This window comes from Pseudorhodobacter ferrugineus DSM 5888 (genome assembly GCF_000420745.1).
GTDB lineage: Bacteria > Pseudomonadota > Alphaproteobacteria > Rhodobacterales > Rhodobacteraceae > Pseudorhodobacter > Pseudorhodobacter ferrugineus.
In genome coordinates this window covers 233,098-255,514 of the sequence record NZ_ATVN01000001.1, presented here as the reverse complement: position 1 = coordinate 255,514, position 22,417 = coordinate 233,098, and the positions used below count along the sequence as shown (strand labels likewise).

Here is a 22,417-nt window from a genome sequence, read left to right as displayed (position 1 = left end):
GGCAGAACGCCTATCCATTACGGTTTAGAATAAGGAGTGCGCCCATGCGCCGCGTCGTCATCACCGGTATCGGTATTGTATCCTCCATTGGCAACAACGCGGCCGAAGTCGAGGCCAGCCTGCGCACAGGCAAGTCCGGCATCGTGGCAGCCCCGCAATATGCCGAACACGGGTTTCGTAGCCAGATCCACGGCATGCCGCAAATCGTGCTAGAGGACCATATCGACAAGCGCGACTTGCGGTTCATGGGGCCGGGGGCGGCCTATAACTTTATCGCCATGGAACAGGCGATTGCCGATTCCGGTTTGGACGCGTCCGATGTGTCAAACGAACGGTCGGGGTTGATTATGGGGTCGGGCGGGCCGTCGACATCCAACTTTTTCCAGGCGCATAATATTGTGATTGAAAAGGGCGCGCCCAAGCGGATGGGCCCGTTCATGGTCACGCGCTGCATGTCGTCGACCAACTCGGCTTGTTTGGCCACGCCGTTCAAAATCAAAGGCGTGAACTATTCCATCACCTCCGCTTGCTCGACCTCGGCGCATTGCATCGGCAATGGCGTGGAACTAATCCAGATGGGCAAGCAAGACATCGTTTTTGCGGGCGGCGGCGAGGAGTTGGATTGGACCCTGTCCTGCCTGTTCGACGCGATGGGCGCGATGAGCAGTAAGTATAACGATACGCCAGAACTCGCGGCGCGTGCGTTCGATGCCACGCGTGACGGGTTTGTCATCGCAGGGGGTGGCGGCGTTGTGGTGCTGGAGGAACTGAGCCACGCGCTGGCCCGCGGGGCCAAGATTTACGGCGAAGTCACGGGTTACGGTGCCACATCAGACGGTGCCGATATGGTGGCCCCATCGGGTGAAGGCGGCGAGCGGTCAATGCGGCTTGCCATGTCCACCATCCCCGAAGGGCGCAAGGTTTCTTATATCAACGCGCACGGCACCTCGACCCCCGCAGGCGATGTGACCGAGGTGAAGGCCATTCGCCGTGTGTTTGGCGATGGGTCGGTGCCGCCAATTTCATCCACCAAATCGCTGACAGGTCACAGCTTGGGTGCGACCGGTGTGCATGAGGCGATTTATTCCTTGCTGATGATGCAGGGCGGTTTCATCACCGCATCGGCGAACGTCACGCAGTTGGACCCTGAATTGAAGCCCGAAGAAATCGCGACCGAATACCGCGACTGTGATCATGACAGCATCCTGTCCAACTCCTTCGGATTCGGTGGCACCAACGCCACGCTGCTGATGTCGAAATACAAGGATTAACACATGGCCGATCTGATGAAGGGCAAGCGGGGCCTTGTGATGGGCGTCGCGAATGAGCGATCCATCGCATGGGGCTGCGCGCGTACGCTGGCGGCTGAAGGGGCAGAGCTGGCCTTTACCTATCAAGGTGATGCCTTTGGCAAGCGGCTGGAGCCGCTGGCAACATCAGTTGGGTCCAGCCTGATGGTGGATGTGGACGTGACCGATGATGCATCTTTGGACGCGGCCTTTGCCCGTATCAAAGAGGAATGGGGCAGTATCGACTTTCTGGTCCATGCGATTGCCTTTTCGGATAAGAATGAGCTGACAGGCCGGATCAGCAACACCAGCCGTAGCAATTTCAAACATACGATGGATATCAGCTGCTTTTCGTTCATCGACGTGTCGCGCCGCGCGGCAGAGTTGATGCCGAATGGCGGCTGCTTGATGACCATGACCTATGGCGGATCGAACCGTGTGACACCGAATTACAACGTGATGGGCGTGGCCAAGGCGGCGCTGGAATCGGCTGTGCGCTATTTGGCGGCTGACCTTGGGCCACAAAACATCCGCGTTAACGCCATCTCGCCGGGCCCGATGAAAACCCTTGCGGGGGCGGCCATCGGCGGCGCGCGCGCAACCTACCGCCACACCGAAGCGAACGCGCCTTTGCAAACCAACGCCTCTCTCGACTCGGTCGGTGGCACGGCGGTGTATCTTGCGTCAGATTACGGTATGCACACCACGGGCGAGATTGTCCGCGTGGATGGCGGCTATCACGTGTTGGGGATGCCACGGGCCGAACACATCGGTTGACAGACGCATATAATAGGCGTGATCCTTTTTTGCAAAGCAAAGGATCCGCCGCATGCCCCAATCCATCTTTGTGAATATTCCGGTGGCCGATCTTGAACGCTCCAAAGCGTTCTACCTCGCCTTAGGTTTTTCCTTGAACCTAAATTTTGCCGATGAAACCGCCTGTTGCGTGGTCATTTCGGACACGATTTTTCTGATGATCCTGACCTATCCGCGCTTTGACGGCTTTGCCACCCTCCCCCGCGCCGATACACGCAAAACCACATCGGTCATGCTGGCCCTGTCGCAAAATGACCGCGCCGCCGTGGATGCAATCACAAATGCCGCCGTGGCCGCTGGTGGCACAGAACCCAAACCTGCGGACGATCATGGTTTTATGTACACGCGCACGTTCCAAGACCCGGATGGCAATGTGTTTGAACTGTTCTGGATGGACCCAACGGCGATCCCCACACACAGCGGCTGAGGCAAAACCAACGCTAGAGCGTTTCGACTTCAACTTGAAACACGGCGCATCACATAACGCGTTGAAATCTTTGATTTCAGGTAGCGATATGTGATTCAGGTTTATGTCGAAACGCTTTAAAGGATTGGAGCGGGTGACGGGAATCGAACCCGTGTCTCTAGCTTGGAAGGCTAGGGTCTTACCATTACACAACACCCGCACTAAGGCTGGTATAGTCGCCGTAACGGTCCGGTGCAAGCGGGTGGCGCAGGTTCTGCGCAAATTCAACCATCAAAGGGTTCAATCAATTCCGGCCCTTGCGCGCGATTGGAATTGACCATTGGTGCCACGCGCCGCGCCTGCAACACCCCTGCTTTTCCCGCCACCATCAAAGGGGCTGCGCCATGCCCCGACTCGGTCGTGACCATCGCGCAAGTGGTCAGGTGCTGGCAGTCTTGTTCCTATGCCTGCCAAACAGCGGCAAAGGCCATCGGTGCGCGTCATCAGCCACGGCAGGCGGGTGCAACCTTCACCCGTTAAACATTCGTAAAACCCTGTCGCCGGAACAATACTGCGCCGCGCCCGCAACCGCCGCCCGCCATCCGCATTGCCAGTGACCACGGCCACAGGTCGGGTGGGGCAAATATTATAGCGCGGCACCTCGGGCAAATCATTGTCCGGCACAGCCTTGAACACGCCAGCCATCGCCTCATTCGGATGGGTCATCAAGATGCGGCCGCACATCGCCTAACCCTTGCTGCTTCATCTTTGCTCAAATACTCAATCACACCTGTAGCCAAAAGACCAAAGGCCACGCAGTGCGCGCGGCCTTTGCCTCTTGTTCAGATCCCTTCAAAAGGTCACTCGCCGACCTTTTTCACACGCCCCTCAACCTTGCTGGTCACGCCGCCCATCTTGACGACATAATCCATCACGTCATTGGCCATCAGATTGCCATTGCCCGCGTTGATCAGAACCTTACCGCCACCCAAGGCCGCAAACCCATCGCCACCGCCCAGAATGTAGTCATTGGCAGCAACCGTATAGACTTTGTTAACATCCAACGGCGCGCCGCCAACGGTTGCTTCGGTAATGCGCGATCCGGCAGGCGCTGTCGGGTCATAGACAATCGTAGCCCCCGAAAGCTGCAAGAACCGGCCTGCACCTTTTTCAACTTGGCTTACACCGTTTTCAAAGGCCGCCAGCACCTGACTGCCAGGCAATTCGGTCAAGACCGTGACGTTACCAAAGGGCAGCTCTGTCAAAATATCGCGCCGAGAAAGGACCTTGCCCGCGTCATAGGTCGTGTCGCCCCGAATGCCACCGCCATTGGCCAACCCGATATCGGCGCCTGTTGCGTCGCGCAGCGCATCAGCAATCAGGTTGCCCATCGCCGATTCCTCGCCGCGGATCACGTTGCGCCGCGAATCAAGCGCCCCTTCGGTCGTACCGATTTCCACGTTCAGGCTTTCATCCAGCTGGGTTTGAAACGCATCTACCATCGCCTGGCTTTCAGGATCGGGCGTCACATTGGCCGTATCAATAAAGCGGAACATCGGTGTCCATTTGACCACCCGCTTGCCGTCTTTTTCCGATACATCCACCATCAGGTCCACTGGTGACAAAAAGCGCCCGTCGATCGAGGTTTCAACATAGGCCGTAATGCCATCATAAGACGTGGCATAGCTGTGGTCATCGCCCGACAAAATCACGTCAAACGCCTTGGACTCGATCAGCTTTGCATCGTTGGTTTTGTCGGTTTGCACGACACCAACCACCAAATCGGCCCCATCTTCGCGGGCTTGTTTGGCAGCGGCCACACCCATTTCAACCGTCGGTCCAAACTTCAGGTCGCCAGTCGATGACACTGTGGGCGAGGTATCTTGCGCCACAGGGATCAGCGCGATTTTAAGGCCTGCCACCTCTTTGACCATCACACCGCCAAGACCCGGGAACGCAGAGCCATCAGCTTGGGTGATGTTAATGGCAGCCCAAGGATATTTGGACGCGGCAACTTTTTCCGCGAAATTTTCAGGGCCAAAGTCAAATTCATGGTTGCCCGGAACGGCCAGATCGAACGGTTCCAGATTTGTCAAATCAATCGTGTTCTGGCCCTTATCAAAGCCTGATAAAATCGACGGCGATAACATATCGCCATCAAACACATAGATCGTATTCGGGTTGGCCGCGCGTTCCGCCTTGGCGATGGCGTTCAGGCGGGCAAAACCGCCACGGCCATTTTCGTCAGCAAAATTATACACGTCTCCGACCCCCAAAAAGGTCAGTTTGATTGTGTCTGCCGTGGCAGCATTCAATGGCACTGCGACCAAGGCGGTCGCGCCGAGCAGCAAGGCGGACAAAGGTTTGGCTAGGATGTTCATATCTAATCTCCCTATCGGTTTATGGCCCCATCATTGCGCCACGGCGGCAATGAGTCAAAGCTCATGATCATATGACCCGCGCGTCAAAGCGCTGACGTAACGAAACGCAGCCCATTGACGCAAAATTACGCGCGGTGCATGTACATCCCCATGCTTATTTTCAAAATCTTCCGCCGCCCCGAATGGAACGACCTCCGCAGCCTTGGCGAAACCGCTGGCGCGCCGATTGATCTGGCCGATGGTTATGTGCATTTTTCGACTGCCGCACAGGTGGCCAAAACGGCCGCGCTCCATTTCGCTGACCAGTCGGATCTGGTGCTTGTCGCGGTCGAGGCAGATGGTTTGGGCGGGGCCCTGAAATGGGAACCGTCGCGCGATGGCGCGCTGTTTCCGCACCTGTACCGCCATCTGCGCATGGCCGATGTGCTTTGGGACAAGGCGCTGCCACTGGGCGCATCTGGCCATATTTTCCCTGAAACACACATGTTTTCGGGGGCCAAAGCGTGACATTTGCCGAACGCCTTGCCCTTGCAGCCCTGCATAAACTTGACCCCGAACGCGCCCATAGCCTGTCGCTTTTGGCGCTGCGGTTGGGGCTGGCGCCTGAACCAGGCCCCTATGCCACACCGCGTTTGGTGACATCCCTTGCCGGCATGTCATTGCCAAACCCCATTGGCCTTGCCGCAGGATATGACAAGAACGCCGAGGCCCTTTCCGCGCTTATGACCTCGGGGTTTGGCTGGTTAGAGGTTGGGGCCGCGACGCCGCTCCCGCAACCTGGAAACGCGAAACCACGGCTGTTCCGGCTGACAAAAGACCATGCTGCGATCAACCGATTCGGTTTTAACAATCAAGGGATGGAAACCATCGCCGAACGCTTGGCCGCCAAACCCAACGGCGTGCCTGTGGGTTTGAACCTTGGTGCCAACAAAACATCTGACGACCGCGCAGGCGATTTCGCCCGTGTGCTGGCGCGCTGCGGCCCGCATGTCGATTTTGCCACCGTGAATGTCTCGTCCCCCAACACCGAAAAGCTGCGGGATCTGCAAGGGCCCGCAGCCCTTGCGGGGCTGCTTGATGGGGTGATGGATGTGCGTGACGAACTGCCAATCCAGATCCCGATTTTCCTGAAAATCGCACCTGATTTGACAGGTGATGAGTTAGCACAAATAGCCGAGGTGGCACTTGCCTCTGGTCTGTCGGGTATCATTGCCACCAACACAACCCTGTCGCGCAACGGGCTGCAAAGCCGCCACAAGGATGAGGCGGGCGGGCTTTCCGGTGCCCCATTGTTCGAAAAATCGACCCGCGTTCTTGCGCAGCTGTCGCAGCTGACAGATGGCGCGCTGCCTCTGATCGGCGTCGGCGGCATTGCCACGGCCGAACAAGCCTATGCCAAAATCCGCGCCGGTGCTTCGGCGGTGCAGCTGTACACCGCGATGGTCTATCACGGGATCAGCCTTGCGTCGGATATCGCCAGCGGGCTTGATGCCCTGTTGGAACGGGACGGGTTTGCCAGCGTGGCCGATGCTGTGGGGACTGACCGCGATTCTTGGCTTTAAAACGCCTTGAACGTCATCGTAGTCAGCGTCCTCACGATACCCGGAATATCGAACAAAGCCGCCGACAGATAATGCCCCACATCTTGCCCGTCAGGAATATAGATCTTGGCGATCAGGTCATATTCGCCACTCGTGGAAAACAGCTCTGACACCACCTCGCGGTCATAAATAGCGTCGGCTACCTCATAGGTTTTGCCGGGGGTGCAGCGGAATTGGACGAATACGGCGGTCATGATGTGGCTCCCTGTGCTTTGCGCAAAACATAGGCGCGGGCGCGGCGGGGGGAAAGCCTTATTCCTCGGGTTGCAGTTCCAACGGTGCGGGTTTGGCAACCAGATCGGACACGCCAAGCGCCGTGACCGGCAAGGCCAAACGGTTGCGCACCACCCACAGCAATCGGTCCTGCGCCCGCGTGATGGCCACATAGGCCAGCCGTTTCCACAACGGCATCCCCGCCTCGGACCGACCCGCTTGGGCTGCGGCCCACAGGTCGGGGGCAAACACCTGCACCGTATCCCATTGACTGCCTTGCGCTTTATGGATTGTCACGGCCGCGCCATGCAAAAAGGCTGCACCCATTTTGGCGGCGGATGGGATAAAGGGTTCATCCTCATCCGGTTTTTCGATTTTGATAATACTGGCGGCTGATACCTGCGGTTCTTCGGCACCCACGACATGCAGTCGGGCAAAGCCGTCACGGTTGCCGGGCCCCATATAGATGACCTGCGCGCCTTTGATCAGGCCGCGCGCCTCTAGGTCGATCCGCTTTTTGCGATGCTTCAACGGCAATTCGATACCGTCACAAATCAACGGCTCGCCGGGAACCAGCTCAAATTCCGGCGCGCCATGCGCGGCCCGAAAGGCGGTAATCAGACGGATGCGGGTGGCATTGCGCCAGACCAGAACGGGGCTGCGGGCCATCAAATCACTGTCCACCCGCTGCGCCATCACAACGCGCGGATCACGGGCAGCGGCCTCTTCGACCATCCGCTCAAACCGCTCAAAGGTCAGGTCGGGGTCTGCCAGCGCATGGGCAAGATCGAGGATCGGGTTACCCTCGGTCTGGCGGTGGATACGCTGCAATTCCAGCCGCCGCGTGCCGCCCAGTTTGTCAAACACCATCTCGCCGGAATTGCCCACTGGGGCCAACTGTGCAGGGTCGCCAAACAGCACAAGCGTTGGAAAAATTTCCCGCAGGTCATCAAACTGGCGCTGGTCGAGCATCGAGGATTCGTCGACAAACCCCACGTCCAGCGGCTCCTCGCGGCGCTTCCAGCCCTTGATGAAATCGCTGCCCCGCAGGCCAGCCGCCGCCAAAGCCCCGGGGATCGAAGCCACCGTATCGTAAAACGCCTTGGCACGGTCGAGCGCCAGTTCGGTCAACCCTTCGACTTGGGGGCGCGGGCCGTTGCCTGCCAGCCATTCGGCGATCATCTCATATTGCGGATCATAAAGCGGGGTATAGAGGATGCGGTGGATTGTGGTCGCGGGCACGCCGCGCAACCGCAGCACAGATGCCGCCTTGTTGGTCGGGGCCAAAATCGCCAATGTTCGGCGGTCTTTGCGCTTTTTCCCCTCGTAATCGCCTGACACCACATCAACGCCTGCTGCAACCATCGCCTTGTACAGGCTCGCCAGCAGCATGGTTTTGCCCGACCCCGCCTTGCCCACGACCGCCATAACGCTGGCCTTCCCCTCAGTCACCGGGGTCAAGGTGGCATTGGCCAAATCAATGCCCATACCGCGAAGCTGATCGGCAAGCCGGTCCCAAGCCTCTGCCTGATCGTCCGAAAATGTAAGTGCGGTGCTGGTCATCGCGCGACCATAGCCAACCCGCCGCGCCGAGACCAGCGGTGCAGACCACAAATCGTGACGCACAGTGCCCTAATGCGCGCGCCGCGCGTGTTTCCCCTTATCTTTGGCACCCGCTGGGGCATGCTGCGCGCGAGCAAACGCCTCCTCGGCCACCTCGATATCTGCGACCCGCAACGTGGCGGTTACCTGCGCCGCCAGTGCGGGTAGGTTATTTTCATCCGCATAGGCCCGCAGATCGGCCAATACATCAAAGATCCAGTCATGGCGCATTGCGCCCCCAATACAAGGTTATGAAAACGCCGCCAAATCACACCTGTCGACCCAGCCAGATTAGCTGCCTAACTGTCAATAAATAGTAACCAAATCCGGGTTTCTTTGCGCCCAACAAAAAGCCGCCGTGCCCAAAGGGCACGGCGGCTACAAAGGCGTTGCCGCGATTAACGGTTCTTGCTGGCGTCCAGCGTATCCTCGAACGTGCGCAGACCCGTACGGGGTGCCTGCACCAGCACCGACATATTGCCGGGTTTGTGTTCGTTCCGGCGCATTTTCATATGGGCCGCAGGGATTTCGGCCCAAGGGAATACCTCAGACATGCACGGATCCAAGCGCCGTTCCAGCATCAGCTTATTCGCCGATGATGCCTGTTTCAAATGTGCAAAGTGGCTGCCCTGAATACGCTTTTGGTGCATCCACAAATAACGCACGTCAAAGGTACAGTTGAACCCCGTTGTGCCTGCACAAATCACGACCATGCCGCCCTTTTTGCACACCAAGGTGGACACTGGGAACGTCGCCTCGCCGGGGTGTTCAAACACCATATCGACGTTGTTCCCCTTGCCGGTGATATCCCAAATCGCCTTGCCGAATTTGCGCGCCTCATCGAACCACACCTTATATTCCGGTGTGTTCACCGTGGGCAGTTGCCCCCAGCACTTGAAATCCTTGCGGTTGATCACACCTTTCGCGCCAAGGCCCATAACAAACTCGCGCTTGTCCTCTTCGGAAATCACGCCAATCGCATTGGCGCCTGCCGTGTTGATCAACTGGATCGCATAGGACCCAAGGCCACCCGACGCGCCCCAAACCAGCACGTTTTGCCCAGGCTTCAGGTCATGCGGTTCATGGCCGAACAGCATGCGATACGCGGTGGCCAGCGTCAGGGTATAGCAGGCACTTTCTTCCCACGTCAGGTGCTTGGGGCGGGGCATCAACTGCTGTGCCTGCACATTGGTGAACTGCGCAAACGACCCGTCCGGCGTCTCATATCCCCAGATCCGCTGGCTGGTCGAAAACATCGGGTCGCCGCCGTTACATTCCTCATCGTCGCCGTCATCTTGGTTGCAGTGGATCACCACCTCATCGCCAACCTTCCAGCGTTTCACCTTGTCACCGACAGCCCAAACGATACCCGACGCATCAGAGCCCGCAATGTGAAACGGCTGCTTGTGGCTATCAAACGGGCTGATCGGAACACCCAACGCGGCCCAAACACCGTTATAATTCACGCCCGCCGCCATAACCAAAACCAGCACTTCGTTGCTGTCGATTTTGGGTGTGTCGACCACCTCGACCAACATGGCGGTGTCGGGTTCACCGTGGCGTTCGCGGCGAATGGTCCACGCGTACATCTGCGCCGGAACATAGCCCAATGGGGGCATCTCGCCGATTTCATACAGGTCTTTTTGCGGTGCCTCATAGGCAACGATATCAAGCTGGGTATCCAAAGCCATTGGGGCCTCCTCTCGCGGGTCAATTATGCCGCATCGCAGAATCGCAGGCGGCTCAAGCCTAGGAATACGGACCATCACGCAACTTTGCAATAGTGAGAAGTGCAATTTTTGTAATTTTATGTCTGCTGCGTTGCGGCATCTTGAGCGTCGTGCCCCAAGGCCTGCCAAACCGGTGCCGCATAAAACGCAGTGATACGCGCGCCCCGTTCGGTCACCGCCAGCTTGCTATCCACCTCAAGCGCAAATCCACGCGCCAATAACGGGCCAAGCCCGTCTGCGGTCCAATCGTCCACTGGCCCCAACCGCAAAACCGCACCTTTGGCCTGCAATGCCTGCACCAGCGCTTCGGCCCTTTTGACCAGCGCCTCGCGGGTTAGCGGCCCTAGGGTCAGCGCTGCGGCCATCAAAGGCACAGGCAAAATCGGCACCGAAGCGGTGATCCGCGCCATCAAATCTGCACCCAGCACTTCTGGGCCCGTATCAGGCGACTTGGCCAACCAATCGCGTAACGACACAGGTGCACCAAATCCCGCAGCGGCAATGCCAAAGCCCGCAAACCGCCCGCGCAACTTTTGCCACAGCATCTTGCCACCAAAGCGCAGCATCACCCCAATCCGCGCCCGAAACCGCCGAGTGTCGTCCTGCGCAGCCTCGGTCAAAACCCGATCCTCCAGCACACGGTCATAGGCAAGGCCAACCGGCACAAACACCACGTCGCGGCCCTTAGGGTCAAATCCTGCAACGATATAGCTCAGCAACCCCATTTTGGCCTCACCGACCCGACCATCAAGGCTTAGCCCGCCTTCGGGAAACACGGCTTGCGTCGTCCCTTCGGCCGTGGCCATCTGCACATAGCGGGCCAAAACCTTTCGGTAGAGCGCGTTCCTGCTACCACGCCGAATAAAATACGCCCCCATCGCGCGGATTATCCGGCTGAGCGGCCAAATTCTGGCCCATTCGCCCACGGCATAGGACAGCGCAGAGCGATCCGCGACCAGCCAAGTGACCAAAACATAATCCATATTGCTGCGATGGTTCATCACGAAGATCACCGTAGCTTCTGGGTTTATGCCCTTCAATTCCGTATCAATCCTGCCGATTTTAACGCGGTACAGCTGCTTGGTCAGCCAGCGCGTGACCCGTGTAGCCACCCCGAAATACAGCAAAGTCGAAAACCCCGGCACAATTTCGCGGGCATAGGACTTGGCCTCTTCAAACACCACATTTTGCGGTTTTCCGGTCTCGCGGGCATGATCGGCGATCGCCTGCATCACGGCGGGGTCATAGACCAGCCGGACAATTTTATCCTGCCTGCGCATCAGCTTGAAGGGATCAACAGGGCGCTGCAACTTGGCATTCAACTGCGCCAAGGCCCGCTCGGCCCGACCGCGCAGAAACCAGCGCACCGATGGGAACACGAAATGCGATGCAAAGGTAACCGCGCCAAACAGCACGATCAGGATCAGCAGCCAAAGGGGAAGCGTTACGCTTTGGGTCATACTGGCCAACCTAGCGCAGATTGCAGGTCAAGAGCTACTCCCCCGCGTGGTTTTACCTGCGTGCGCTGGGAATGTACCGCAAGGGAATGCCGCAACCGCAAATCCCTTACCGCTGCGCTGCAGCGAATTGACATTGGCACAAAATGTCGCCTATCAATCCCACAACGTAAGAAAATTGCGTGACACGAATCTAGGAGGCTCGCCATGCCCGACCAAACCGCCGCCCCTGTTAAAGACAAGCCTTGGCTGTTTCGCACCTATGCCGGCCACTCCACGGCCTCGGCATCCAATGCGCTCTACCGCAGCAATTTGGCCAAAGGGCAAACAGGCCTGTCTGTCGCCTTCGATTTGCCAACCCAAACAGGTTACGATTCCGATCACGAATTGGCGCGGGGCGAAGTGGGCAAAGTGGGAGTTCCAGTTTCGCACCTCGGCGATATGCGCGCGCTTTTCGCCGACATTCCGCTGGATCAGATGAACACCTCAATGACCATCAACGCCACAGCACCTTGGCTGCTGGCGCTGTATATCGCGGTCGCCGAGGAACAAGGCGCTGATATTGCTGACCTAAACGGCACCGTGCAGAATGATATCATTAAGGAATACCTGTCGCGCGGCACTTACATCTGCCCGCCCGTGCCCAGCCTACGGATGATCACCGATGTTGCGGCCTATACCCAAAAGCACCTGCCAAAATGGAACCCAATGAACGTCTGTTCCTATCATTTGCAAGAGGCTGGGGCGACACCGGAACAAGAATTAGCCTTCGCACTGGCCACCGCCTGCGCGGTGTTGGATGATTTAAAAGGCAAGGTTGCAGCTGAGGACTTCCCCAATATGGTGGGGCGAATTTCGTTCTTTGTGAACGCAGGCATCAGGTTCGTCACCGAAATGTGCAAGATGCGCGCCTTTGTCGACCTGTGGGATGAGATTTGCCTAACCCGCTATGGCGTGCAAGACGCAAAATACCGCCGCTTCCGCTATGGCGTGCAGGTAAATTCTCTTGGCCTGACCGAACAACAACCCGAAAACAACGTGTACCGGATTTTGATCGAGGCACTGGCCGTAACCTTGTCCAAAAAGGCCCGCGCGCGCGCTGTGCAGCTGCCCGCATGGAACGAGGCGCTTGGCCTGCCCCGCCCCTGGGACCAGCAATGGTCGCTACGGATGCAACAGATTTTGGCCTATGAATCGGATTTGCTGGAATATGACGACCTCTTTGATGGCAACCCTGCCGTGGATCGTAAGGTGGATTCGTTAAAGCAAGGTGCACGGGATGAGTTGGCCCAGATCGACGCGATGGGCGGCGCTGTCGCCGCGATTGACTATATGAAGGGCCGCTTGGTCGAGGCTAACGCCGAACGCATTGCCCGCATCGAGTCGGGCGAGACGACCGTGGTTGGTGTGAACCGCTGGGTGGAAACCACGCCCAGCCCGCTGACCGCTGGTGATGGGTCAATCATGGTGGCCGACCCAAAGGCAGAAGCTGACCAGATTCAACGTCTCACCGATTGGAAAACAGCCCGCAGCGATGCGGCCGTCGAGACCGCCCTCGCCGCGCTGCGCAGTGCCGCGCAGGACGGGACAAACATCATGCGCCCCTCCATTGCTTGCGCCAAAGCTGGTGTGACGACCGGCGAATGGGGGGCGACAATCCGCGCCACTTTTGGCGAATACCGCGCCCCTACCGGCGTTTCGCGCAACCCATCGAACCGGACCGAGGGGCTGGAACCAATCCGCGAGGCTGTGCAGGCCGTGTCTGCCAAATTGGGCCGCCAGTTGAAGTTTTTGGTCGGAAAACCCGGGCTTGATGGCCATTCCAACGGTGCCGAACAAATCGCCGCCCGCGCGCGCGATTGCGGCATGGATATCCACTACGAAGGCATCCGCCTGACTCCAGCAGAGATTGTGAGTGCGGCGGTAGAGCAAGATGCCCATGTGGTCGGTCTCTCGATCCTTTCCGGCTCTCACATACCGCTCATCACAGAGGTACTTGAAAACATGCGACAATCTGGGCTTTCACATGTCCCGCTTGTGGTCGGCGGCATCATCCCCGAGAAAGACGCCGCCCAGCTTCGCGCCCTTGGCGTGGCCGCCGTATACACCCCCAAGGACTTTGAACTGAACCGGATCATGATGGACATCGTTACCTTGGTGAACGACCAAACCATCGCGGCGCAATAGGCGGCCCGCAGCACCAACACAAAAGGGGCGCCCAAAAACTGGGCGCCCCATTTCATCTTGGCCAAAATACCTCCGCCGGAGGCTCAGATTATCCGCAAAACTGTCCTTAGGCGTGAATAGCACCATCGCCGCATGCCAGCGCTGCTTCACGCACTGCTTCGCTATATGTTGGATGCGCATGGCAGGTCAGCGCCAAATCCTGCGCAGAGGCACCAAATTCCATCGCGACACAAACCTCATGGATCAAATCACCCGCCATCGGGCCGATGATATGCGCGCCCAAAATCCGATCCGTTTCCTTGTCCGCCAGAATTTTCACAAACCCCTCGGCTTGGAAAATTGCTTTGGCGCGGGCGTTGCCCATGAAGGAGAACTTACCCACCTTATAGGCACGACCCGCTTCTTTCAGCTGCTCCTCGGTTTTGCCCACGGATGCCACCTCGGGCGTCGTGTAGACCACGCCAGGGATGACGTCATAGTTAACGTGGCCCGCTTTGCCCGCCAGAACCTCGGCCAGCGCCATGCCTTCGTCTTCGGCCTTATGGGCCAGCATCGGGCCAACAATCGCGTCGCCGATCGCGTACAAACCCTTGATATTGGTCGCGAAATGATCGGTTTTTACTTGCCCGCGCTTTTCCATCTCAACGCCCAAAGCCTCTAGCCCCAATCCATCGACAAAGGGTTTACGACCGGTCGCTACCAGAACACAATCGGCGTCCAGCACCGTTTCGCTGTCATCTTTGCGCAGCTTATAGGTCACTTTGGCCTTGCCATTTTTCGTCGAAACGCCCTGAACGGCGGCGCCCAGAATGAATTTTAAACCCTGTTTCGTCAGGATCTTCTGGAAAGATTTAGCCACTTCGGCGTCCATGCCCGGCGTGATCGCATCAAGGTATTCTACTACCGTCACTTCCGATCCCAACCGCGCATAGACCGAGCCCATTTCAAGCCCGATTACACCCGCGCCGATCACCACCATCGACTTGGGGATCTTGCCCAAAACCAGCGCGCCGGTCGAGGTTACGACGGTCTTTTCATCGACCTCAACACCCGGCAGCGATGCCGCCTCGGACCCGGTGGCGATGACGATATTTTTGGCCTCATGCACCTCATCGCCGACCTTAACCTGGCCCGCAGCGGGGATCGTTCCCCAACCTTTCAGCCAAGTTACCTTGTTCTTTTTAAACAGAAATTCGATGCCCTTGGTGTTGCCATCGACCACGTCTTGTTTGTACGCTTTCATCTGGTCCCAATCGACCGAAGGCGACTTGCCCTTCAGGCCCATCTTGGCAAAATTATGCTCGGCCTCATGCAAACTATGGGTCGCGTGCAGCAGTGCTTTGGACGGGATACAACCCACGTTCAGGCAGGTGCCGCCAAGGGTTTCGCGCCCCTCAACAACGGCCACTTTCAGCCCCAGTTGCGCGCAGCGGATGGCACACACATAGCCGCCGGGGCCCGCACCGATGATGATTACGTCAAAACTCGCCATGTTTTAGCCTTTCGTATGTTTGGCGTATGCGATGCGTATGACATCCGTACATACACCCGTATGCCGTTTATTTCAGATCAAAGCCGCGACGATCATGGTCACGGTCGCAAAAAAGCCGACGCCCCAGATAGCCGAGCGCCACGGCCGCCAGCCAAACGCATAGGCCGGAATGTATAGGACGCGCGCCGCTAGGTATACCCAAGCGGCGGTTTGGGTCACTTGGGTCGATTGCTGACCCAAGGTGACGACGACCACGGCGATGGTGAACAGGATCAACCCTTCAAAATGGTTGTTCATCGCGCGTTGCAGGCGTGCGGTGCGTTCCGAGAGTTGGCGTGAGGGCGCGCGGTCGCGGGCCGAAGAGGTGTAGCCGGTGCCAAGTTCCATATTTGCGGGGACCGCGAAGAGGGCGAATTGGACGGTTTGGAGCAGGGCCGCGAGGGCTAGGGTGGTGAGTTCGGGGGTCATCAATACATACCATCTACATGTCGCGTTGTCGGCGTGTTCAGCTTTTTCTGAACGTTGTCTTTCTCTTGTCTGCTCGCAGACAGCGACAATGGGACAGAAAACTTTATCCGATTAACTTGTTCGTTCGAACGAACATGACTACCCTCTGCGGACCCTTCGGCGACCCATATTTTAAAGCCACCACCGCCACTTCCAGAAGTCGAACTGGATGCAGTAACAGCAACATCAAATTCTATATTCTGAACACGTCTGTTGGCAAAGTTAACACTGTCTTCTGCGAAACTCTCATTTCCTCGCCCGTAGCTATTGGCCGGTGGATTAACCACTACGCCATGGGATTCAAACTTAATAGTAAGGTCAGCCGATGCCTCGACTATTGACGAGACCGTTTCAACGATAAAATCCTTAAGGTCCACGTCGATCTCCTTTTGGGGAAAACGGCGGGCTAAACCCCGCCCTACGCTCGAATCGTATTTGACCGTTGGTGGGTTGGCACCCACCCTACAGGTTGCCCGTAGGGTGGGTGAAACCCACCGCCCCTCACAAATCCATCAACAACCGCTGCGGATCTTCCAGCGCTTCTTTCACCCGCACAAGGAAGGTCACAGCACCCTTGCCGTCGACGATCCGGTGGTCATAGGACAGGGCCAGATACATCATCGGGCGGATGACGATTTCGCCGTTCACAACCATCGCGCGGTCCTGGATTTTGTGCATACCCAAAATGCCCGATTGCGGCGGGTTCAGGATGGGCGAGGACATGAGCGAGCCGTAGACGCCGCCGTTGGAAATGGTGAAGGTGCCGCCTTGCATTTCAGCCATCGACAGCTTGCCATCACGCGCGCGCAGGCCCTTTTCGGCAATGGCTTTTTCGATTTCGGCGAATGACATCGCATCGGCGTCGCGGATCACAGGGACCACGAGGCCCGAGGGTGTACCCGCCGCCACACCCATGTGGACAAAGTTTTTATAGACGATATCGGTGCCGTCGATTTCGGCGTTCACCTCGGGCACTTCTTTCAACGCGTGGCAGCACGCCTTTGTAAAGAAAGACATAAAGCCAAGGCGGACCTTATGCTTTTTCTCAAACTCGTCTTTGTACTGGTTGCGGAGCGCCATGACCGCAGACATATCCACCTCGTTATAGGTGGTCAGCATGGCGGCGGTGTTTTGGGATTCCTTCAGGCGGCGCGCGATGGTTTGGCGCAGCTTGGTCATTTTGACCCGCTCTTCACGGCTGGCATCATCGGCAGGCACAGGGGCGCGGGGCACGGCGGCGGGGGCTGGCGCGGCGGCGGCGGGGGCCTTGGCGGTGGAGACATCTTCCTTCATCACGCGGCCATCGCGGCCTGAACCCGTGACCTGATCGCGGGTGATGCCAGCTTCGGCCATCGCTTTTTTGGCGGAGGGGGCGTCTTCGACATCCTTGGTTTTGACGGTGTCTTCGGCCTTGCGCGGCTTCATCTCTTCGGGGCCTGCGTCAATCGCTTTGGGGGCCGCTTCGCCTTCGGCGATCACGGCCAATTTGGCGTTGGCGGAAACGGTTTCGCCTTCGGCGACGATGATTTCGGTCAGCACACCGGCGACGGGGCTTGGCACCTCAACCGATACTTTATCAGTCTCCAGCTCGCACAGCATTTCATCCTGGGCGACGGTATCGCCGACCTTTTTGAACCATGTGGACACGGTGGCCTCGGACACAGATTCACCAAGGGTTGGCACGTTTACGTCAGTCATTTTACCCTCTTCCGCGCTGGCCGTGGCCTGTGCGCTTTTATCATTGGTTTTCGGGGCGGCGGCCCCGGCATTTTCGGACAGCGCGCCAATTTGGGCCAGCAGGGCGGCGACGCCCACGGTAGTTCCCTCAGTGGCAACGATTTCGGTCAGGGTGCCTGCAACGGGGCTTGGCACCTCGACCGTGACCTTGTCGGTTTCCAGCTCGCACAGCATTTCATCGACGGCGACGGTATCCCCCAGTTTTTTATACCAGGTGGCGACGGTCGCCTCGGTGACGCTTTCGCCAAGGGTGGGAACGCGGATTTCGGTTGCCATGCGCCCTAGCCCCCCGTCAGCGCATCTGCGATCAGCGCCTCTTGTTCCATCTTGTGACGGCTGGCCAGACCTGTGGCCGGCGAGGCGCTGGCGTGACGACCGACAAAGCGCGGACGCTTGGTTTTCGCGTTGATCTTGCCCAGAACCCATTCGATATTGGGTTCAACAAAGGTCCAATAGCCCTGATTTTTCGGCTCTTCCTGGCACCAGATAACCTCGGCGCCTTTGAAGCGTTCCAGTTCCTTGACCATCGACATGGCAGGGAAGGGATAGAACTGTTCCAGCCGCAAAAGATACACGTCGTCAAGGCCTTGGGCATCGCGGGCGGCCAGCAGGTCATAGTAGACCTTGCCGGAACAGATCACGACACGTTTGATTTTGGCATCGGGTTTGAGCGTCAGGTCGGAATGGCCCTTTTGCGCATCATCCCACAACACGCGGTGGAACGACGAGCCGGTGGTGAAATCTTCGGCATCCGAAATGCACATCGGGTGACGCAGCAAGGATTTCGGCGTCATCAGGATCAGCGGTTTGCGGAAATCGCGGTGCAGCTGGCGGCGCAGAATGTGGAAATAGTTGGCGGGGGTGGAACAGTTCGCCACGATCCAGTTGTCATTCGCCGATTGCTGCAAGAAGCGTTCGGGCCGCGCAGAGGAGTGTTCCGGCCCCTGCCCTTCGTAGCCGTGCGGCAGCAGGCAAACGAGGCCCGACATCCGCAGCCACTTGCTTTCGCCCGAGTTGATGAACTGGTCGAACATGATCTGCGCGCCATTGGCAAAATCGCCGAACTGCGCCTCCCACATGGTCAGCGCGTTGGGTTCAGACAGCGAATAGCCGTATTCAAAGCCCAAAACCGCATATTCCGACAGCATGGAATCGATCACCTCATACCGCGCCTGACCCGCTTTGATGTGATTGAGCGGATAGTGACGTTCTTCGGTTTTCTGGTCGATAAAGGCGGAATGGCGTTGGCTGAATGTGCCACGGGTACAATCCTGCCCCGATAGACGCACGGGGAAGCCTTCGGTGACCAAGGACCCGAAGGCAAGCGCCTCGGCGGTGGCCCAATCGAAGCCTTTGCCGTCAGCGAACATCTTGTTTTTCGCTTCAAGCTGACGACCAACGGTTTTGTGCAGATCAAATCCGTCGGGAACACGGGTCAGGCCTGCGCCGATCTCGGCCATCGCCTTTTTGGTGATCGACGTTTTGCCTGCTTCATATTCCGCCCCTTCGCGGGACATGTTTTTCCAACGGCCATCCAACCAGTCGGCCTTGTTCGGCTTGTAATCTTTGCCCGCATCGAATTCCTCGTTCAGGTAGGCCTGAAACGCGGCTTTCATATCCTCGATCTCACCCTCGGGGATCAGACCGTCACGGACCAAACGCTCGGTGTAAAGCGACAGGGTGGTTTTGTGCTTTTTGATCTGGGTGTACATCGCGGGGTTGGTGAACATCGGCTCGTCGCCTTCGTTGTGACCAAAGCGGCGATAGCAGAAGATATCCAGAACCACATCTTTGTGGAACTTTTGGCGGAACTCGGTGGCCACCTTGGCGGCATGAACCACAGCCTCGGGGTCGTCACCGTTCACATGGAAAATCGGTGCCTCAACCATCAGCGCGATATCGGTGGGATAGGGCGAAGAGCGGCTGAACGATGGCGATGTGGTGAAACCGATCTGGTTGTTCACCACAATATGAATGGTGCCCCCCGTGCGGTGGCCGCGCAGACCCGACAGGCCGAAACATTCGGCCACAACGCCTTGGCCCGCAAAGGCCGCATCGCCGTGCAGCAGGATCGGCAGCACATGTTCACGGTCGACATCATTCATCTGGTCTTGCTTGGCGCGCACTTTGCCCAATACGACCGGATCCACCGCCTCTAGGTGCGACGGGTTGGCGGTCAGCGACAAGTGAACGCTGTTGCCATCAAATTCGCGGTCGCTGGAGGCGCCAAGGTGGTATTTCACATCGCCCGAGCCATCAACATCTTCCGGCTTGGAACTGCCGCCCTGAAATTCGTTGAAAATCGCGCGGTAGGGTTTTTGCATCACGTTGGCCAGAACCGACAGGCGGCCACGGTGCGGCATGCCGATCACGATATCACGCACACCCAGCGCACCACCGCGCTTGATGATCTGTTCCATCGCGGGGATCAGGCTTTCGCCGCCATCAAGGCCAAAGCGCTTGGTCCCCATGTATTTCACATGCAGGAATTTTTCAAACCCTTCCGCCTCGACCAGCTTGTTCAAAATCGCTTTGCGGCCCATCTTGGTAAAGGCAATTTCCTTGCCGTAACCTTCGATACGTTCCTTCAGCCAAGCGGCTTGTTCGGCATCGGAAATATGCATGTATTGCAGCGCAAACGTGCCGCAATAGGTGCGTTTCACAATCTCGATGATCTGGCGCATCGAGGCCATTTGCAGGCCCAAAACATTGTCGATGAAAATCGGGCGGTCCATATCGGCCTCGGCAAAGCCGTACGCCTTGGGGTCGAGTTCGGGATGGGTTGTCGTGTCCTGCATTTTCAGCGGGTCAAGATCGGCGGCAAGGTGGCCACGGATGCGGTAAGCGCGGATAATCATCAACGCGCGAATGCTGTCCAAAACGGCGCGCTGCACCTGTGCATCGGTCAGCGACACGCCAGCCTCGGCTGCTTTGGCGGCAATCTTTTGGCCTGCCGCTTTGCCCTCTTTGGAGGGCATCACCGGCCATTCGCCTGTCAAGGCGGCGGTCAGGTCATCATTCGGTACAGGCGGCCAATCGGCGCGCGCCCAAGACGGGCCAGCGGCGGCGGCTTCGGCCACGCGGTCCCCTTCGGCCAGTTGGTCAAAGAACGCGGCCCAGCTTGCATCGACCGATGCCGCGTCTTGGGCATGCTTTGCCGCCATCTGGTCGATGTAATCAGCATTGGCGCCATCCAGATAGGACTGGGCGCGGAATTGGGCTGTGGGGGACTGCTCGGTCATTGGGGAACCTCGTTGGGGTTAGGACCGTAGGGATTATGGCCCGGTTTTCCGGGAAAGAGTGCGGCGATAAGAAGGACGACGTTCAGCGTAAGTAGCCCCGTTTCCAGCTGTGAAATCCAAGGCCATGTTTCGTCCTTCATTAACATGGTAATGTAGGACGTTAGATAAAATCCGGCGATGACGACAGGCGCAGGCCAGCCTTGCCAACCACAGTCATGTAGCCGGCGCATGGTCACTGCTGTGGCGGGAAAGAACATGACCACACACAAAAGCTCTGTCGCAGGGGCTATTGAATGCTCATCGTAAAGATCAATGCCATAAAGCCAGACATCGAATACCCCGAAAGCAACCAGAAGCACGACATTCACAAACAATGTGAACCACCAAAACTCCGCCCGCGAGGCGCGGCCCGAGAATTGGAACGACTTGGCAAAACAGGTCGTAATGGCTTGTATTGGTCCCAACATCTGCTCCGTAGGCCGGGGTTCACCCCGACAATTGGCATAGGCAAGGCGGGGTTGCCCCCGCCTTAAGAATTTTACGCTTTGATCGCCTGCATCACGGCTTCACCCAGATGGGCAGGGCTTTCGGCAACAACAATACCGGCGCGCTTCATCGCTTCGATCTTGCTTTCCGCATCGCCTTTGCCACCGGCGACGATTGCGCCTGCGTGGCCCATGCGGCGGCCGGGGGGGGCGGTGCGGCCAGCGATAAAGCCTGCGGTGGGTTTCCAACGACCAGCTTTACGCTCATCCGCCAAGAACTGCGCGGCTTCTTCTTCGGCAGAACCGCCGATTTCACCGATCATGATGATCGACTGGGTTTCCGGATCGGCCAGGAACATTTCCAAGATGTCGATATGTTCGGACCCTTTGATCGGGTCGCCGCCGATGCCCACAGCCGAGGATTGGCCAAGGCCCAGATCGGTGGTCTGCTTGACCGCCTCATAGGTCAGCGTGCCCGAGCGCGACACAACACCGACCGACCCGCGGCGGTGGATGTGGCCGGGCATGATGCCGATTTTGCATTCGCCGGGGGTGATGACACCGGGGCAGTTTGGCCCGATCAGGCGGCTGTTCGTCCCTTCCAGCGCGCGTTTTACCCGCATCATATCCAGCACCGGAATGCCTTCGGTGATGCAGACAATCAGCTCCATTTCGGCGTCTATCGCCTCAAGGATACTGTCGGCGGCAAAGGGCGGCGGCACATAGATCACAGTGGCATTGGCCTGCGTTGCTGCACGCGCCTCGTGGACCGAGTTGTACACCGGCAGGTCCAGATGGGTGGAACCGCCTTTGCCGGGGGTCACGCCGCCGACCATCTTGGTGCCGTAAGCAATCGCTTGCTCGGAGTGGAAGGTACCTTGGCTTCCCGTAAAACCTTGGCAGATAACACGGGTATTGGAATTGACGAGAACGGCCATTCGGGCCTCCTTATGCGGTCAGAAAAGCACCCGAAGGCGCTGGTTATCAGTAGGCGGGGCGCGCGTTGCCCGGGCAGGTGATGGTAATGTCGCCGCCGCCGATTTTGCCGGATTGTGCCCAAGCCGATTGCTGGTCACACACAATCTCTTCGTTGCCATCGCTGGCAGTGCCGCCCGCGGTATTCCCGCCATAGCCACCACACGCTGCAAGCATCAACAAAACCGCAGAACCCATTACAAACTTGATCATCGTAAACCCTTTCACCACTGTTGACGTTACCCGCAGGCGCTTGGCCTTTTTCACGGGGTTTGGTTTTGGCTACGGGCCAGTCTG

21 protein-coding genes and 1 tRNA gene are annotated in these 22,417 nt (G+C 58.0%); 6 read left to right on the top strand and 16 right to left on the bottom strand.

Going from position 1 to position 22,417, the window contains the following annotated elements:
* The first annotated feature begins 44 nt into the window (after positions 1-44).
* From fabB to G560_RS0101305, 3 genes are read left to right on the top strand one after another with little or no spacing between them, the layout of a single operon-like run.
* On the top strand, positions 45-1,271 hold the full coding sequence (fabB, locus tag G560_RS0101315; RefSeq protein ID WP_022702507.1) for a beta-ketoacyl-ACP synthase I: 1,227 nt from the start codon (positions 45-47) through the stop codon (positions 1,269-1,271).
* A 3-nt stretch (positions 1,272-1,274) separates the two neighbouring features.
* Entirely contained in the window at positions 1,275-2,066 is a 792-nt protein-coding gene (locus G560_RS0101310) for an enoyl-ACP reductase FabI (RefSeq protein WP_022702506.1), read from the top strand.
* Between the two features lie 52 nt (positions 2,067-2,118).
* Positions 2,119-2,532 carry a VOC family protein gene (locus G560_RS0101305; protein ID WP_022702505.1) on the top strand — a complete coding sequence of 138 codons (414 nt, stop codon included), beginning with the start codon at positions 2,119-2,121 and terminating at the stop codon, positions 2,530-2,532.
* A gap of 125 nt (positions 2,533-2,657) precedes the next feature.
* Here G560_RS0101305 and G560_RS0101300 read toward each other — a convergent pair.
* From G560_RS0101300 to G560_RS0101285, 3 genes are all read right to left on the bottom strand, one after another.
* A tRNA-Gly gene (locus tag G560_RS0101300) sits at positions 2,658-2,731 on the bottom strand.
* An 80-nt stretch (positions 2,732-2,811) separates the two neighbouring features.
* A complete protein-coding gene (locus G560_RS0101290) occupies positions 2,812-3,255 on the bottom strand; it encodes an SOS response-associated peptidase family protein (protein ID WP_028913596.1) in 444 nt (147 codons plus the stop codon).
* Between the two features lie 116 nt (positions 3,256-3,371).
* The gene (locus G560_RS0101285) at positions 3,372-4,892 is read right to left on the bottom strand and encodes a bifunctional metallophosphatase/5'-nucleotidase (protein WP_022702504.1); all 1,521 of its coding nucleotides are present in this window, start codon (positions 4,890-4,892) and stop codon (positions 3,372-3,374) included.
* A 150-nt stretch (positions 4,893-5,042) separates the two neighbouring features.
* On the opposite strand from G560_RS0101285, the gene G560_RS18215 reads away from it, so the two are divergent.
* Positions 5,043-5,399: a DUF952 domain-containing protein gene (locus G560_RS18215; RefSeq protein WP_033419194.1), complete on the top strand. Its 357-nt coding sequence runs from the start codon at positions 5,043-5,045 to the stop codon at positions 5,397-5,399.
* Positions 5,396-6,454: a quinone-dependent dihydroorotate dehydrogenase gene (locus G560_RS0101275; RefSeq protein WP_022702502.1), complete on the top strand. Its 1,059-nt coding sequence runs from the start codon at positions 5,396-5,398 to the stop codon at positions 6,452-6,454. The genes G560_RS18215 and G560_RS0101275 overlap by 4 nt, the downstream gene beginning before the upstream one ends.
* Here G560_RS0101275 and G560_RS0101270 read toward each other — a convergent pair.
* The 5 genes from G560_RS0101270 to G560_RS0101250 all read right to left on the bottom strand — a co-directional run bounded on the left by G560_RS0101270 (position 6,451) and on the right by G560_RS0101250 (position 11,498).
* Positions 6,451-6,687, bottom strand: coding sequence for an Lrp/AsnC family transcriptional regulator (locus G560_RS0101270; RefSeq protein ID WP_022702501.1), 237 nt, complete (start codon positions 6,685-6,687; stop codon positions 6,451-6,453). The genes G560_RS0101275 and G560_RS0101270 overlap by 4 nt on opposite strands.
* A gap of 58 nt (positions 6,688-6,745) precedes the next feature.
* Entirely contained in the window at positions 6,746-8,269 is a 1,524-nt protein-coding gene (locus tag G560_RS0101265; protein ID WP_028913594.1) for an ATP-dependent DNA helicase, read from the bottom strand.
* Positions 8,270-8,338: 69 nt separating this feature from the next.
* Positions 8,339-8,539: a hypothetical protein gene (locus tag G560_RS18210; protein WP_022702499.1), complete on the bottom strand. Its 201-nt coding sequence runs from the start codon at positions 8,537-8,539 to the stop codon at positions 8,339-8,341.
* A gap of 167 nt (positions 8,540-8,706) precedes the next feature.
* Complete coding sequence (gene ccrA / locus G560_RS0101255) at positions 8,707-9,999, bottom strand: crotonyl-CoA carboxylase/reductase (RefSeq protein ID WP_022702498.1); 1,293 nt, start codon at positions 9,997-9,999, stop codon at positions 8,707-8,709.
* Positions 10,000-10,115: 116 nt separating this feature from the next.
* The gene (locus G560_RS0101250) at positions 10,116-11,498 is read right to left on the bottom strand and encodes a 1-acyl-sn-glycerol-3-phosphate acyltransferase (RefSeq protein ID WP_022702497.1); all 1,383 of its coding nucleotides are present in this window, start codon (positions 11,496-11,498) and stop codon (positions 10,116-10,118) included.
* A 204-nt stretch (positions 11,499-11,702) separates the two neighbouring features.
* Here G560_RS0101250 and G560_RS0101245 point away from each other — a divergent pair, with 204 nt between their 5' ends.
* Complete coding sequence (locus G560_RS0101245; RefSeq protein ID WP_022702496.1) at positions 11,703-13,682, top strand: protein meaA; 1,980 nt, start codon at positions 11,703-11,705, stop codon at positions 13,680-13,682.
* 106 nt (positions 13,683-13,788) lie between these two features.
* Here the strand turns inward: G560_RS0101245 and lpdA are convergent, their stop codons facing one another.
* The 8 genes from lpdA to G560_RS0101210 all read right to left on the bottom strand — a co-directional run bounded on the left by lpdA (position 13,789) and on the right by G560_RS0101210 (position 22,333).
* Complete coding sequence (lpdA, locus tag G560_RS0101240) at positions 13,789-15,174, bottom strand: dihydrolipoyl dehydrogenase (protein ID WP_022702495.1); 1,386 nt, start codon at positions 15,172-15,174, stop codon at positions 13,789-13,791.
* A gap of 72 nt (positions 15,175-15,246) precedes the next feature.
* Positions 15,247-15,642, bottom strand: a complete 396-nt coding sequence (locus G560_RS0101235; protein WP_022702494.1) for an MAPEG family protein — start codon at positions 15,640-15,642, stop codon at positions 15,247-15,249.
* Positions 15,642-16,058 carry a trypco2 family protein gene (locus tag G560_RS20920; RefSeq protein ID WP_050525157.1) on the bottom strand — a complete coding sequence of 139 codons (417 nt, stop codon included), beginning with the start codon at positions 16,056-16,058 and terminating at the stop codon, positions 15,642-15,644. Before G560_RS20920 ends, G560_RS0101235 begins: the two co-directional genes overlap by 1 nt.
* A 124-nt stretch (positions 16,059-16,182) precedes the next feature.
* Positions 16,183-17,694, bottom strand: a complete 1,512-nt coding sequence (odhB, locus tag G560_RS0101230) for a 2-oxoglutarate dehydrogenase complex dihydrolipoyllysine-residue succinyltransferase (protein WP_022702493.1) — start codon at positions 17,692-17,694, stop codon at positions 16,183-16,185.
* A 5-nt stretch (positions 17,695-17,699) separates the two neighbouring features.
* Complete coding sequence (locus G560_RS0101225; RefSeq protein ID WP_022702492.1) at positions 17,700-20,660, bottom strand: 2-oxoglutarate dehydrogenase E1 component; 2,961 nt, start codon at positions 20,658-20,660, stop codon at positions 17,700-17,702.
* On the bottom strand, positions 20,657-21,127 hold the full coding sequence (locus tag G560_RS20165; RefSeq protein ID WP_022702491.1) for a DUF805 domain-containing protein: 471 nt from the start codon (positions 21,125-21,127) through the stop codon (positions 20,657-20,659). Before G560_RS20165 ends, G560_RS0101225 begins: the two co-directional genes overlap by 4 nt.
* Before the next feature lie 71 nt (positions 21,128-21,198).
* Entirely contained in the window at positions 21,199-22,083 is an 885-nt protein-coding gene (gene sucD / locus G560_RS0101215; RefSeq protein WP_022702490.1) for a succinate--CoA ligase subunit alpha, read from the bottom strand.
* A gap of 46 nt (positions 22,084-22,129) precedes the next feature.
* Positions 22,130-22,333 (bottom strand): hypothetical protein, encoded by a 204-nt coding sequence (locus G560_RS0101210; protein ID WP_155947075.1) that lies wholly within the window; start codon positions 22,331-22,333, stop codon positions 22,130-22,132.
* Positions 22,334-22,417 lie beyond the last annotated feature (84 nt).